Here is a 13,719-nt window from a genome sequence, read left to right as displayed (position 1 = left end):
GGGGCCAAAGCCCCCTTTCTGCAATGCCATCGTACTGCGGAGCGCCGCGGCCTTCAGCCCTCCCCCTCCACCGACAGCCCCGGGATGCGGGGCATCGGGGCGGAGCGATCCAGCAGACCGGCGGCGCGCAGATCGTCCACCCCCGGCAGGTCACGCAGGGAGCCAAGGCCGAAATGGTCGAGAAAATCTGACGTGGTCACCCAGGTCAGCGGCCGGCCGGGCGTTTCCCGTCTGCGGCCGGGCATCACCCAGCCTGCTTCCATCAGGATATCCAGCGTGCCTTTGGAGGTGGCAACACCGCGAATCGCCTCAATCTCCGCCCTGGTCACCGGCTGGTGATAGGCGATGATCGCCAGTGTTTCCACCGCCGCGCGGGATAGCTTGGCTGTCACCTCAATCTCGGTGCGCAAGCGGTCTCCCAGATCGGCAGCGGTGCGGAAGGCCCAACGCCCGCCGCTGGCCACCAGATTGATGCCGCGATGGCGGTAGAGATTTTCCAGTTGCGCCAACAGCGGACGCACCGGCACCGCGCCGACGCGTTCCTGCAGTACAGATTCGGCCACCGGCTCGGCGGAGGAAAAAAGGATCGCTTCCAGCAAGCGGATCAGCTGAAAGTCACTGTCGAAAAGATCACTCATGCCTGCTCCCGCCGCGCCCGGACCTGAATGGGCGCGAATGCAGTTTCCTGCCGTAATTCCAGATGGCCGCCCTTGGCCAGTTCCAGGGCGGCCACAAAGCTGCTGGCCAACAGGGAACGCGCCTTCACCCCCTGCCCGCGCCAGCCGGCCGGCAGCAGCGCTTCCAGCTGTGCCCAGTCCGGCAAGCGGCCCAGCATGGCCTCCAGCCGGGCCACGGCTTCCTCAATCGAATAAAGCTCCGTCACCGGGATGGTGAAGGGGCTGATCCGGGCCTGGCGGGAACCGACGGCGCCATAGGCCTTCAGCAGATCGTATAGCCCCAGATCATGGCGGGAGCGGGCGAAGATGGGCAAATCCTCCGGCGCGCCGCGGGCAAACCGGTCACGCCCCAGGCGGGGCCTTGCCATCAGCCGGGCAGCCGCCCCCTGCATCGCCTCCAGCCGCTGCAGCTGAAAGGTCAGGGCCGCCGCCAACACCTCCGCCGAGGGTTCATCGGGCTGCGGATCAGGCAGCAGCAGGCGGGATTTCAGGTACGCCAGCCAAGCCGCCATCACCAGATAATCGGCTGCCAGTTCCAGCCGCAAGCGCCGCGCCTCCGTCACGAAGGCCAGATATTGTTCAGCCAGTTGCAGGATGGAAATGCGGGTCAGGTCCACCTTCTGGTCGCGGGCCAGCGACAGCAGCAGGTCAATCGGCCCTTCATAGCCATCAATATCCAGCAACAGCGCCTCTTCCGGCGCTGTGTCGCCGGTGTCCGCCGCATCTTCCATGAAAGCCATCGTGCGTCTTACCGCCCGCTCAACGGGATGAAACGGGCATTACATCAGCCCTGTCAGCCGAACGATCCAGTCCACCACCATATCCACCACTGGCAACAGTACCATCCCCAAGGGGCTGAAATCATAGCCCAGTTTGCCGGCAATAAAGGGGATCAGGAAAGCGACGCCGATCAGGATGAACATGCCATAGCGTTCCAGCCGCGCCAGTGGAAAGGCCAGCGCATCGGGCAGCAGCCCCACCGCCACCCGGCCCCCATCCAGTGGCGGCAGCGGGATCATGTTGAAACAGGCCAGCAGTACGTTGAACTGCAAGGAAATCGCCAGATTACGCATGAACCATTCCGCCATGAAATCCGGCACCAGATTGGCGGTGTGCAGCAACAGGGCGGAGACCAGGGCCAGCACGATATTCACCGCCGGCCCGGCCGCCGCCACCCAGACCATATCCCGGCGTGGGTTGCGCAGATTGCGGAAATCCACCGGCACCGGCTTGGCCCAGCCGAACATGAAGCCGGTGGTGGCAAACATCACCAGCGGCAGGATAACGGTGCCCAGTGGATCAATATGGCGCAACGGATTCAGGCTCAGGCGCCCCTGCCGCTTGGCTGTATCATCCCCGAAATGCAGCGCGGCATAGCCGTGTGCCGCCTCGTGCAAGGTGATGGCCAGCAGCGCCGGCAAGGCCATGACGGAAATCTGCAGCAGGATGTTTTCAATATCGAGCATCGGCCCTCAAGCCATCCTTCCCGCCAGCAAATCCGCCAAAGCCGCCCGCAGGCCCGCCGCCTCTGCCGCCGGGGGAACCGGCCGGCGCTGGGCCTGCGCACGTTCCCAGCGTTCACCCGCCAGCTGTGTCAGCGGGGCGGCACGGGCCACGGCGTCGCGCATTTCGTCCATCTTGCCATTGCAGTGCAAGGCAATGTCGCAGCCCGCCGCCAGCACGGCGGCCGTGCGGTCACCCACGCTGCCGCTCAGTGCCTGCATGGAGAGATCGTCGCTGAACAGCAGACCATCAAAACCAATGGCATCGCGCACGATCTGTCCGATCACCTGCGGCGACACGCTGGCGGGCCGATCTGGATCGATGGCCGTATAAACGACGTGCGCCACCATGGCCAGCGGCAGCCCGGCCAATGCCTTGAAGGGGGCAAAGTCCCAGGCATCCAGCTCCGCCAGTGGCGTGGTGACCACCGGCAGTTCCAGATGGCTGTCCGCAAAGGCCCGGCCATGGCCGGGTATATGCTTGACCACGGGCAGCACGCCGCCATCCAGCAGCCCTTCCGCCTGTGCAGCGGCCAGTAAGGCCACCCGCGCCGGATCGCCGGCAAAGGCGCGGTCGCCGATCACATCATGTGCGCCCGGCACCGGCACATCGGCCACCGGCGCGCAATCCACATCGATCCCCAGATCGGACAGCATGGCGGCCAGCAGGCGGCCATGCAGCCAGGCGGCGTGCGGGGCATCATCCCCCAGCGCACCGATCCGGGCAGCCGCCGGCAGTTCCGGCCAATGCGGCGGGCGCAACCGCGCCACCCGGCCGCCTTCCTGATCAATCAGCACCGGGGCATCCCGCCCCACGCTGTCGCGCAGATCGGCCACCAGGGCACGCACCTGTTCCGGCGTTTCGACATTGCGCCGGAACAGGATGAAGCCGAACGGGTCGGCATCCCGAAAGAACGCCTTCTCTTCCGGCAACAGCCGGGGACCGGCACAGCCCAGCACAAGGGCAAGCGGACGCTTAGCGGACAAGGACACACCCCGCCCCCTGGGCCGCCAGCGCCGTACAAATCTGCTTGGCCCGCGCTTCATCCACCGGTCCACCCTGGATACGGTAGAAAATGCCCTTTGGCCCCAGATCCACCCGCACGGTGCGCATGGACAGCCCGCCCAGCTCTCCGGGGAACTTGCGCTGCAGCCGCGACCATTCGGCTGCGGCCTTGGCCTCACTATCCACAGCGGCCACCTGCAGGCGGACCGAACCGGTGGCGGTGCTGGCCGTCGGCGCGGGGGCCGGGGTCGGCTTGGGCACCGGTGGTGCGGCAACCGGCGCCTGTGCCACCTGCGAGGTCGGCTTGGGCGGTGCGGCCGGTGCCGGCGGCACCAATTGCTGCGGCCGTGCCGTGGCCGTTGTTGCCGGCGCTGCCCCCGCATGGGCGGGCGGCACGGCATTTTGCTGCGCCGGGGCCGAGGTCGGCTGGCTGGCGGGAGCCGTGGGCTTGTAACTGGGCTGCTGCGTCACCGGCTGTTGCGGCGGCGGCAACACGGGCTCCGGCGGGGCCGCCGCATGGCGGCCACCGGCCAATTCCCCCTCACCTTCTTCCGCCATCGGCATCATCGGCTCTTCCGCCGGTGGCTCGGCCCCAGCGCGCGGCCGTTCCATCGGGGTTTCCGGTGGGGGCAGCAGCCGTTCCACCTCCCCCTCATCGCCATTGGCAGAGGGATTCAGCCGGTCATAGACCAAACGATCCTGGTGCGGCACTTCCAGCCCGCCCGGCTGTTCCGGCTTGACCTTGGTGGGGGAGGCATCGGCCCGCAGGATCGGGGCGACGCTTTCCGTACCGGCCCGCATCCCCTGATTATAGGCATAGAAGATGATGCCGCCAAACACGGCCAGACCACCGGCGACGATGGCCGCATTGATGATGCCGCGCCGCTTTGCCGGCGGCTCCCCATAGGCCTGCGGATCAGCATATTGGCCATCATCATAGCCGTCATCGGCATAGACGGGGGGCTGTGGCTGCACGCGCGGCTGATAGGGATCGGGTGCCGGCGCGCGATATCCCGCCGTGGACGGCCCGCGTGCCGGCTCCACATAATCCGCCTCGTACCCGGCATTCGGGTCATGACTGGGTGGTGGCGGTGCCGGGGATGAATAATCGGCGCTCAGCGACGGTTCGGGCGGGCGCAGTGCGCCCCCCCGCCCGTTCCAGGCCGGATCGGCCCGGAAATCAGCCCGCAAGCCCGATTGCGGACGCGGACGGCCCTGCCCCGCCGGATCGGCGGGATTGTGCAGGCCGCCTTCTTCCTCATCGTCCTGGTAAGACATGGCTTCTTCGCCTCAGCGCATTTCCTTGACGGGCTCAACGCCCAGAATGTGCAGCCCGGCCGCGATGACCTGGGCAACGGCAGTGATCAGCGCCAGACGGGCGCGGGTCAGTTCCGCATCACCTTCGATCAGGAAGCGCATGGATGCGTCATCCTTGCCCTTGTTCCACAGCCCATGGAAGGCCGAGGCCAGATCATAGAGGTAGAAGGCAATCCGATGCGGTTCATGCGCTTCTGCCGCCGCTTCCACCGTGCGGGGGAAGGACAGCATCAGCTTGACCAGCGCCACTTCCTCATCCGCGTCCAGTCGGGACAGCGGGGCGGCGGCCAGCCCGGCCGCATCCAGCACATAGCCTGCCTCTTCGGCGTGGCGCAGCACGGAATGGCAGCGTGCATGGGCATACTGCACATAGAAAACCGGGTTTTCCTTGGACTTTTCCGTGACCTTGACCAGATCGAAATCCAGCGTCTGGTCATTGCGGCGGGTCAGCATGATGAAGCGGACGACACCCGCCCCCACTTCCTCCACAATGTCGCGCAGCGTGACGAAGCGACCGGCGCGCTTGGACATTTTCACCGGCTGGCCATCATCCAGCAGGTTGACCAGCTGGCAGATCTTCACATCCAGCGCGCCCTTGCCACCGGTGATGGCCGTGACAGCGGCCTGCATCCGCTTGACATAGCCACCGTGGTCAGCACCTAGCACGTCGATCAGCAGCTCGCCAGAGCGGCGGAACTTGTCATAGTGATAGGCGATGTCGTTGGCGAAATAGGTCCAGGAACCGTCCGACTTCTTCAGCGGCCGGTCCACATCGTCACCAAACTGGGTGGCGCGGAACAGGGTCTGCGGGCGCGGCTCCCAATCCTCGGGCTTCTTGCCCTTGGGCGGCTCCAGCACGCCGGTATAGATCAGGCCCTGATCTTCCAGCGCCTTCAGCGCCGTATCCACCGCACCGGCATCCACCACCGCCTTCTCGGACGAGAAGACGTCATGTTCGACGCCCAGCAGAACCAGATCCTGCTTGATCATCACCATCATGCGGGCAACGGTGAAGCTGCGGAAATAGGGCAGCCATTCGCCCTCCTCCGCCTGCAGCCAACGGTCGCCATCCTGATCCTTCAGGGCCTGGCCGACCGGCTTCAGATAGTCACCGGGATACAGTCCTTCCGGGATCGTCACCGTCTCACCCAGCGCCTCGCGATAGCGCAGATAGGCGGAACGGGCCAGCACATCCACCTGGGCGCCGGCATCATTGATGTAATATTCGCGCGTGACGTCATAGCCGACCTTGGCCAGCAGACGCGCCAGCACGTCGCCCACCACCGCGCCACGGGTGTGACCCACATGCATGGGGCCGGTGGGGTTGGCGGAAACGAATTCCACATTCACCCGGCGGCCGGCACCCAGCTTGCTTTCGCCATAGGCGTCCCCTGCCGTCAGGATGTCCGCCATGCGGGTCAGCCACCAGCCGGCATCAATGCGCAGATTGACGAAGCCGGGGCCGGCCACGCTGGCCTCCGTCACGGCATCCATGCCCTTCAGGCGGGCCACCAGTGCCTCGGCAATGGCGCGCGGCGGCTTGCCCGCCGGCTTGGCCAGGACCATCGCGGCATTGGTGGAGACATCGCCGTGGCTGGCATCGCGCGGCGGCTCCACGGTGATTCGGGCGAAATCAAGCCCGGCCGGCAGTTCCCCCGCCGCCACCATCTGTTCCAGCGCCGTAACGATCTTGGCTTCGAAATCTTTGAAGACGTTCATTTTTCCAGGCTTGACTCAAGGTCCGGGCAGAGCGCCCACGGCCCGGCGCCAGGGCACCGGTACGGGGTCATCATGGCACCCTACACCGATCATCCCGCAACGCACAGTGTGCAGATATGAAGGGCGGGAATGTGGCAGAAGTGGTTAGGCAGGGCTGAGGCGATCAGGGGCAGAAACCTACCCCGCAATCAATTGCGCCTGCCGGATGGCGAAACGGTCGGTCATGCCGGCAATGTAATCCAGCAGCGCCCGCACCCAGCCGGCCCGATCATAGGGGATGCGGCGGATGCCCGGCACCGTTTCCAGCAGGGAGGCGAAGCGGCGCGGCAATTCCCCGGACGGCCCGATCGCTTCGCGCGCCAGCATCGCCTCCCCATAGGCTTCCAGCAAGATGGTAATGGTGCGGGCGGCAACGATATCCGTCTCGCAACGCTGCTGGCCGCGATAGATGCGGGTATAGCTGACCTCCGAAATCTCCTTCAGGGCGTCCTTGCGTTCGATCATGTTCAGCAGCGGGCCGACCGGCTTACCCTGCATGATGTCGGCCAGCTTTTCCTGAAAGGCCAGACCGGCATCATGCACCAGCCGATCAATGGCACGGGCGCGCAGATAGATCAGGCGGCGATCCTCATCGTCAATGGCGCTATATTCCTGGCGGTCCCATTCGATCAGCGGTTCCAGCAATTCCTCCGCATCGGCGAAGGACAGCATCCGCATCTTCACCGCATCCTCAATATCGACGACGGAATAGCAGGCGTCATCCGCCGCCTCCACCAGATAGGCCAGCGGATGGCGGCACCAGGCATCGCGCCCGATGGGGATCAGGCCCAACTCGTTGGCCACATCGGCCATGAAGCCGGTTTCGCTGCCAAAGAAACCATATTTGCGCTTATGCGGCCGCACCTCATCGGCACTGGCCGGGGCACTCCAGGGATATTTGCCATAGGCCCCCAGCGTGGCGGCGGTCAGTTGCAGCCCGCCGCTGGCCCGCCAGCCCTGCAGGCGCGTCAATACGCGGAAGCCCTGGGCATTGCCTTCAAAATTGCGCAGCTCGCTGCATTGCTGGCCATCCAGCCCATCCTGGATGCGCTGGCCCAGGGGGGCGCTGCGGAACCAGTCGGAGATGATATCTTCACCCGTATGGGCAAAGCAGGGCGTGCCCAGATCATGCGCCAGGGCAGCGGCAGCCACCACATTGCCAATATCGAAGGCTGTGGCCGGCACGGCATCCTGGCCATAGCGCCCGATGATTTCCGCCCCCGCCCAACTGCCCAGCGACCGGCCCACGCGGGCCGCCTCCATCGAATGGGTCAGGCGGGATCGCACATAGTCCGACCCGCCAATGCCATGCACCTGCTGCTTGTCGGACAGGCGGCGGAAGCTGGTGGAAAAGGTGATGCGGTCGATATCAATCTCAAAGGCGCTGCGGTAAGGCAGCTCCGGGGCAAGCCCTTCCTTGGCCAGACGCTGGCGGGAAAGAAGCTGGTTCCAGCGCATCATTCTGGGCGCCCTCCGTGTTATGATGCCGACCGCTTTGACGGATGGCTGTTCGGCGCTTACATAGGGTGCAAGCGTTTGTCCAGACGTTAACGGATCAAGGATCGCCTGCCATGTCGATTTTGTCGGAAAACCAGTCCGATACCCCTGCCGGCCGGGTGATGAACCTGACGGCCAGTGCCGCCGCCCGCATCGCCAAGCTGGCCGCTTTGGAGGGTAACCCCGACCAGATGCTGCGCCTCACGGTGTCTGGCGGCGGCTGTTCGGGCTTCCAGTATGGCTTCAGCTTCGACACCGCCGTGAATGAGGATGATCACCTGTTCGCCCGCGACAACGCGAAGATGGTGGTGGACGATACCTCGCTGGACCTGCTGGCCGGGGCCGAGGTGGATTTTGTCGAAGACCTGATGGGCAGCTATTTCAAGGTCAACAACCCCAATGCCGCCTCCTCCTGCGGCTGCGGCGCCTCTTTTTCTGTTTGATTTTTCTGGCTGAAAGAACATTCCCCGTGAAGATCGCTACCTGGAACGTCAATTCCGTCAAGGCCCGCCTGTCCAACGTCACCGACTGGCTGACCGCTACCAGCCCGGATGTGGTGTTGTTCCAGGAAATCAAGTGCGAGACGCCGAACTTCCCCGCCGCCGCGTTTCAGGAACTGGGCTACCACGTCCAGGCGGTGGGGCAGAAAAGCTATAATGGCGTCGCCCTGCTCTCCAAACAGCCGGCGGAAGACATCATCACCCGGCTGCCGGGGGAGCCGGAGGATGAGCAGGCCCGCTATGTGGAGGCCAGCATCGCCGGTGTGCGCATCGCCAGCCTGTATCTGCCCAACGGCAACCCGGTGGATACGGAGAAGTACCCCTACAAGCTGCGCTGGATGGAGCGGCTGCGGCTTCATGCGCGCGACCTGCTGGCCCGCGAAATCCCGGTGGTACTGGGGGGTGACTATAACGTCATTCCGGCGGCCATGGATGTCTATGATCCCATCGGCTGGGCCGATGATGCGCTGTTCCGTCAGGATACAAGGCTGAAATTCCAGGAAATCCTGGCGCTTGGCTATACAGAGGCATTCCGCGCCCTGCATCCGGGTCTGGCCCGCGCCTATAGCTTCTGGGATTATCAGGCCGGGGCCTGGCCGCGCGACAAGGGCCTGCGCATCGACCATTTCCTGCTCTCCCCCCAGGCCGCCGACCGGCTGGTGGCCTGCGAGATCGACCGGGAACCGCGCGGGCGGGAGAAGGCCTCTGACCATACGCCGGTGATCCTGGAATTGCGGGACTGAGCGCAAACGGAACCGGACCCTGCATCGGGTGTTTCCTTCAGGAAATCACTCACTACAGGAGTCCGGTTCATGCAGGAAGAAGACCGTATCCGCCAGCGCGCCCATGAGATTTGGGAGCGTGAAGGCCGTCCGCTGGGCGCCGACCAGCACCACTGGGAACGCGCGCGCCAGGAAATTGCTGAAGAGGATTTGCGCGCCCGTGCCCAAGCGGCGGGCAGCGCCACAGCACCGCCGCCCGAACAGCAGGAAGCGGGCCGGCTGTTCCAGGAGACAAACAACCCCCGTCTTATCGGCAACGCCGACAAGGGCATTGTTTCCGATGGAAACGACACCCTGATATCCACCGAGCGGCAGGGGCTGCCTGCCGAACAAACAGACTGAATACAAAGGTCAATCAACTTAGTTAATGAAAATTAACCAACCCCGCTCAACCAGAGCGGGGTTTATTTTTTGCTAATTTCACCTTTTGTCTCTGTCTTATCCCATCGGAAACCTGCTTGACGCCCCGTCCGCAATGTGAAAGATAATCCCAAATAATGAACGAAGAGTTCAGGGAACGGGATGTGATCGGCTCATCAGAGCCGGGAACCATGGGGCTCGAACCCACAAAGCAGCGATTTTCCGCCGAACCCGGCACTGACGGGGACGGAATGATCAAACCGCCCGGATGCGCCACGTACCGCCGGGAAGAGGATGGGAGAGAAATCATGAGAAGTGTTGAGTTCCGGCAGCGTGCGCGCCTGCGCAGCAGCGCTTCCACCAGCGCCCTGGCCGTGGGCGGTCTCGCGCTGCTGCTGGGTATGGCCGCCCCGGCCCTGGGCCAGAATGCCGCAGCACCCGCCGTTTCTGGGGAACCGGGAATGCTGGAAGAAATCATCGTGACCGGCATTCGCCGTTCGCTGGAACAGGCGCTCAGCGCCAAGCGTGACGCTGCCCAGGTTCTGGATGCCATCTCGGCCGAAGATGTCGGTAAATTCCCCGATAAGAATATCGGTGAGGCGCTGCAGCGCATCACCGGCGTGCAGATTTCCCGCACCAATGGCGAAGGGGCCACCGTCTCGATCCGTGGTGCCGACCCGTCGCTGAACCGCGTGGAAGTCAACGGCACCTCTGCCCTGTCCACCACGGTCGGCGGCGGCCGCGATGTCGATTTCCGTGACATGCCGGTTGAATTCATCAACCGCCTGGAAGTGGTGAAGTCCGTCACCCCGGAGATGACCGAAGGCGGCTTGGGCGGCACAGTGCGCATCATCACCCGCCGTCCGTTTGATAGCGATGAGCCGTTTGTTGCCGGCTCCCTGCAGACGATCTGGAGCGAGACCGCAGAGAAGTTCGATCCCAAGGCCGCCATCATCGGCGGCACCACGCTGGCCAACGACACGGTTGGCGTTGTGCTGGGGGCGACCTATGAAAACCGCCATGTCTCCACCCACGAGGCCCGCACCACCGGCTGGCGCCAAATCGGCGACCTGAATGGCAATGGCATCAAGGAATTCGCCCCCGACATTCCGCGCTATGTCATCAACCGCCTGGAAACGGAACGCGTTGCCCTGAATGGTGCCGTCGAATGGCGCCCCACCGACACGTTCAGCCTGGGCATTGACGGCAACTATGCCAAGGGCAAGCAGGATGTAGATTCCCAGTTCCTGCAATTTGCCACCGCCGGCAGCGAGAGCCTGGTTGACAAGTCAAAGACCACCGTTGGGCCAGACAATACCGTCTCCCATATCGAATTCGTCAATGATCCGAAGCTGGCCCAGGGCCAGCAACTGACCGGCTCCTATCGCAATATCCTGGGTACGCTGACCCGCACCCAGTGGAACACGGCGATCAATTCCAAGTGGGAAGCGACGGAAAATCTGACGCTGACGGCCCGCGGCTCCTATGCCCACGCGCGCGCCTTCAATGATGAAATCAACGCCGTCGGCGATGTGATCGGCCTCAGCCGGCTGGTGGTGGATTACACCAACAGCAAGCACGCCCCCGATATCCGGGTGAATTTCGACCCGACGACCCCGGCGGGCCTGAACCAGCTGACCCTGTCGCACAAGCCGCGCATCAATGATCAGGATGAATGGGACGGCAAGTTCGACGCGGAATATAAGTTCGATGACGGCTTCATCACCGCGGTCAAGGCCGGTGTCGAGATCCGCAACCTGACCGCTGACAGCCGTTATTACTCCTCCTCCAATGTTTTGAATGGTTTCACCAACCCGTCCCTGCTGGGCAAGATTCAGCAGATTGTCGGCAGCAATGCCACGCTGGGGGATGTGCCCTTCTTCAAGACCGGTTCACTGGGCTTTGATCCTTCCATCACCCGCTGGCTGAATCTGGGCAATGGCGTGGTGGAGGCCGGTGGCCTGCTGGACCCCTATGGCAGCCCGCAATATCTGGATAGCTGGGAGGTTGAGGACAAGAACCGCGCCGGCTATGTCCAGGCCTCGTTCGCCTTTGATGCCCTGGTTCCGGTTTCCGGCGTGGTCGGCGTGCGCGCCGTCAATACCCGGACAACGTCCAAGGGCTATAGCCAGAACAAGAGCGCAACGGGCGTGATCACCTATGCGCCCGTTGAATATAATGGCGAGTACACCAAGTACCTGCCAGCCCTGAACCTGAAGTTTGACCTGATCCCGGAAAAACTGCAGGGTCGTTTGACGGCGACCAAGGTGCTGGCCCGCCCCACACCCCAACAGCTGGCCCCGCGCCGCACCCTGGATACGGTCGGTTATACCGGTTCCCGCGGTAATCCGGACCTGAAGCCCTATGAGGCGACGCAGTATGATGCGGGTCTGGAATATTATCTGAACCGTACCGACTTCTTCTCGGCCACTTATTTCCGTAAGGAAATCTCTTCCTTCATCCAGAACACCACCGTGCCGGAAGTGGTGGATGGCTTCACCTATGGTGTTGTCATTCCCAGCAACGGAACGGAGAAGGTGACGATCAACGGCCTGGAAGCCGGCGTGCAGTATGGATTGGGCTTCCTGCCCGCACCCTTCAACAATATGGGTGTGATCGCCAACTACACCTTCTCTGATGATAGCGGCTATCAGGGGATGGACAAGTTCACGGGCGAGAAGCTGAGCTTCATCGGCCTGTCCCGCAACAGCTACAACCTGTCCGCCTATTATGAAGACGAAGCCTTCTCGGCCCGCGTTTCCTATAACTGGCGCTCGAAATACCTGATCACGGCCAGCGGCCGTGGCGGTAACCCCGAATTTGGCGAAGCCTTCGGCCAGTTGGATGGCTCCGTCAGCTATAATGTCACGGATCAATATTCCGTGTTCCTGGAAGCTGTGAACATTCTGGATGCCACCCGCGTGGAGAATGCCAACAGCGATTACCGTCGGACGATCTTCGATACGTTCGGCCGGCGGATTTACGCGGGCGTGCGCGCCCGCTTCTGAGCGGCTACCGCTCTCCTCCCATAACGGAACTGACTTTCAAGGGCGGAACGGGGAAACCCGTCCCGCCCTTTTTTTGCTATCAAGGGATAGCTCTCCCCTTGCTGAAGGCAGGTTGCCCATGCCCCGTCCCCGCTCCGCCCCCTTCCTGCTGGCCCTGTCCTTGCTGGCCGGTGGCTGCACCACCCAGGCACCGCCGGCCAGCACCAAGCCCGGCTGGGCCCTGGCTGTGCATGGCGGGGCCGGGGTGATGGATCGGGAAACCATGTCGGCAGAGACGGAGGCAACCTATCGCGCTGCCCTGAATGCTGCCCTGGATCGGGGCACCGCCGTGCTGGACAAGGGGGGTTCGGCTCTGGATGCGGTGGAAGCCGTGGTGCGCGGGCTGGAGGATGATCCGCTGTTCAATGCCGGGCGCGGTGCCGTCTTCACCGCCGATGGCCGGAACGAACTGGATGCCGCCATCATGGATGGCGCCACGCTGAAGGCCGGGGCCGTGGCCGGTATTACCGGCATCCGCAACCCGATCACGCTGGCCCGCGCCGTGATGGAGCAATCACCCCATGTGATGATGATCGGCCAGGGGGCAGAACGGTTCGGCGCCGAAAAAGGCGTGGAGAAGGCCGATCCTTCCTGGTTCTTCACCGAGAAGCGTTGGCAATCCCTGAAGCGGAGCCTGAAGGAACACGGTCTGCCCATCCCCCCGCGCCCACCGGGTGTGGGGCCGGAACCGGCCGCGCTGGCCCAGGGCGACGGGCTGCCGGAAGACCGCAAGTTCGGCACGGTCGGGGTGGTGGCCCGCGACCGGGCCGGCCATGTCGCCGCCGGCACCTCCACCGGGGGCACCACGGCCAAGCTGTGGGGCCGGGTGGGTGATAGCCCGATCATCGGGGCCGGCACCTATGCCGATGATAAATCCTGTGCCGTGTCCGGTACCGGTACGGGGGAATATTTCATCCGCCTGGGCGTGGCGCGGGAGGTGTGCAATCTGGTCGGGTACGGTGGCAAAAGCCTGCAACAGGCCGCCGACGCGGTGATTCAGAAACAACTGACGGCCCTGGGCGGGGATGGCGGGGTGATTGCCGTCGCCGCCGACGGCACCCTGGCCTGGAGCTTCAATACATCCGGCATGTACCGGGCCATGGCGGCAGAGGGGCAGAAGCCCGTGGTTGCCATTTTCAAGGGCGAACGCTGAAAGCAAAAAGGCCCGGCACCAGAGATCGGTGCCGGGCCTTTTTATTTGAGCAATCGCCCGAGGGCGGTTGCTCGATCCAGTTGAATTTGTGCAAATTTTTTTATCAAAAATCCTTATAGG

12 protein-coding genes are annotated in these 13,719 nt (G+C 63.7%); 5 read left to right on the top strand and 7 right to left on the bottom strand.

Annotated elements, in window-relative coordinates:
• Nucleotides 1–53: 53 nt before the first annotated feature.
• The 7 genes from scpB to dgt all read right to left on the bottom strand — a co-directional run bounded on the left by scpB (nt 54) and on the right by dgt (nt 7,721).
• A complete protein-coding gene (gene scpB, locus PCJ49_RS04160) occupies nt 54–638 on the bottom strand; it encodes an SMC-Scp complex subunit ScpB (protein ID WP_153203615.1) in 585 nt (194 codons plus the stop codon).
• The gene (locus PCJ49_RS04155; protein ID WP_269909861.1) at nt 635–1,417 is read right to left on the bottom strand and encodes a ScpA family protein; all 783 of its coding nucleotides are present in this window, start codon (nt 1,415–1,417) and stop codon (nt 635–637) included. The genes scpB and PCJ49_RS04155 overlap by 4 nt, the downstream gene beginning before the upstream one ends.
• A 39-nt stretch (nt 1,418–1,456) precedes the next feature.
• Nucleotides 1,457–2,143, bottom strand: coding sequence for a site-2 protease family protein (locus tag PCJ49_RS04150; RefSeq protein ID WP_089289658.1), 687 nt, complete (start codon nt 2,141–2,143; stop codon nt 1,457–1,459).
• Nucleotides 2,144–2,149: 6 nt separating this feature from the next.
• A complete protein-coding gene (gene nagZ, locus PCJ49_RS04145) occupies nt 2,150–3,166 on the bottom strand; it encodes a beta-N-acetylhexosaminidase (RefSeq protein ID WP_269909860.1) in 1,017 nt (338 codons plus the stop codon).
• A complete protein-coding gene (locus PCJ49_RS04140) occupies nt 3,156–4,463 on the bottom strand; it encodes an SPOR domain-containing protein (protein WP_269909859.1) in 1,308 nt (435 codons plus the stop codon). The genes nagZ and PCJ49_RS04140 overlap by 11 nt, the downstream gene beginning before the upstream one ends.
• A 12-nt stretch (nt 4,464–4,475) precedes the next feature.
• Nucleotides 4,476–6,221: an arginine--tRNA ligase gene (gene argS, locus PCJ49_RS04135; protein WP_269909858.1), complete on the bottom strand. Its 1,746-nt coding sequence runs from the start codon at nt 6,219–6,221 to the stop codon at nt 4,476–4,478.
• Between the two features lie 177 nt (nt 6,222–6,398).
• A complete protein-coding gene (gene dgt / locus PCJ49_RS04130) occupies nt 6,399–7,721 on the bottom strand; it encodes a dGTP triphosphohydrolase (RefSeq protein ID WP_269909857.1) in 1,323 nt (440 codons plus the stop codon).
• Between the two features lie 110 nt (nt 7,722–7,831).
• Here dgt and erpA point away from each other — a divergent pair, with 110 nt between their 5' ends.
• The 5 genes from erpA (at nt 7,832) to PCJ49_RS04105 (ending at nt 13,599) form a co-directional block, all read left to right on the top strand.
• Entirely contained in the window at nt 7,832–8,200 is a 369-nt protein-coding gene (erpA, locus tag PCJ49_RS04125; protein ID WP_269909856.1) for an iron-sulfur cluster insertion protein ErpA, read from the top strand.
• Between the two features lie 26 nt (nt 8,201–8,226).
• Nucleotides 8,227–9,000 carry an exodeoxyribonuclease III gene (gene xth / locus PCJ49_RS04120; protein WP_269909855.1) on the top strand — a complete coding sequence of 258 codons (774 nt, stop codon included), beginning with the start codon at nt 8,227–8,229 and terminating at the stop codon, nt 8,998–9,000.
• 69 nt (nt 9,001–9,069) lie between these two features.
• Complete coding sequence (locus PCJ49_RS04115) at nt 9,070–9,381, top strand: DUF2934 domain-containing protein (protein WP_269909854.1); 312 nt, start codon at nt 9,070–9,072, stop codon at nt 9,379–9,381.
• 326 nt (nt 9,382–9,707) lie between these two features.
• The gene (locus PCJ49_RS04110; protein WP_269909853.1) at nt 9,708–12,407 is read left to right on the top strand and encodes a TonB-dependent receptor; all 2,700 of its coding nucleotides are present in this window, start codon (nt 9,708–9,710) and stop codon (nt 12,405–12,407) included.
• A 118-nt stretch (nt 12,408–12,525) separates the two neighbouring features.
• Nucleotides 12,526–13,599, top strand: coding sequence for an isoaspartyl peptidase/L-asparaginase (locus tag PCJ49_RS04105; protein ID WP_269909852.1), 1,074 nt, complete (start codon nt 12,526–12,528; stop codon nt 13,597–13,599).
• Nucleotides 13,600–13,719: the final 120 nt, after the last annotated feature.

The organism is Niveispirillum sp. BGYR6 (assembly GCF_027568365.1).
GTDB lineage: Bacteria > Pseudomonadota > Alphaproteobacteria > Azospirillales > Azospirillaceae > Niveispirillum.
This window is presented reverse-complemented; position numbering and strand designations above follow the sequence as displayed.

Excerpts from the sequence above, each read along its gene's own strand:
- scpB (WP_153203615.1), bottom strand. The coding sequence starts at position 638 with ATGAGTGATCTTTTCGACAGTGACTTTCAGCTGATCCGCTTGCTGGAA.
- PCJ49_RS04110 (WP_269909853.1), top strand. The coding sequence starts at position 9,708 with ATGAGAAGTGTTGAGTTCCGGCAGCGTGCGCGCCTGCGCAGCAGCGCT.
- PCJ49_RS04105 (WP_269909852.1), top strand. The coding sequence starts at position 12,526 with ATGCCCCGTCCCCGCTCCGCCCCCTTCCTGCTGGCCCTGTCCTTGCTG.
- erpA (WP_269909856.1), top strand. The coding sequence starts at position 7,832 with ATGTCGATTTTGTCGGAAAACCAGTCCGATACCCCTGCCGGCCGGGTG.
- PCJ49_RS04155 (WP_269909861.1), bottom strand. The coding sequence starts at position 1,417 with ATGGCTTTCATGGAAGATGCGGCGGACACCGGCGACACAGCGCCGGAA.
- PCJ49_RS04150 (WP_089289658.1), bottom strand. The coding sequence starts at position 2,143 with ATGCTCGATATTGAAAACATCCTGCTGCAGATTTCCGTCATGGCCTTG.
- dgt (WP_269909857.1), bottom strand. The coding sequence starts at position 7,721 with ATGATGCGCTGGAACCAGCTTCTTTCCCGCCAGCGTCTGGCCAAGGAA.
- argS (WP_269909858.1), bottom strand. The coding sequence starts at position 6,221 with ATGAACGTCTTCAAAGATTTCGAAGCCAAGATCGTTACGGCGCTGGAA.
- PCJ49_RS04115 (WP_269909854.1), top strand. The coding sequence starts at position 9,070 with ATGCAGGAAGAAGACCGTATCCGCCAGCGCGCCCATGAGATTTGGGAG.
- PCJ49_RS04140 (WP_269909859.1), bottom strand. The coding sequence starts at position 4,463 with ATGTCTTACCAGGACGATGAGGAAGAAGGCGGCCTGCACAATCCCGCC.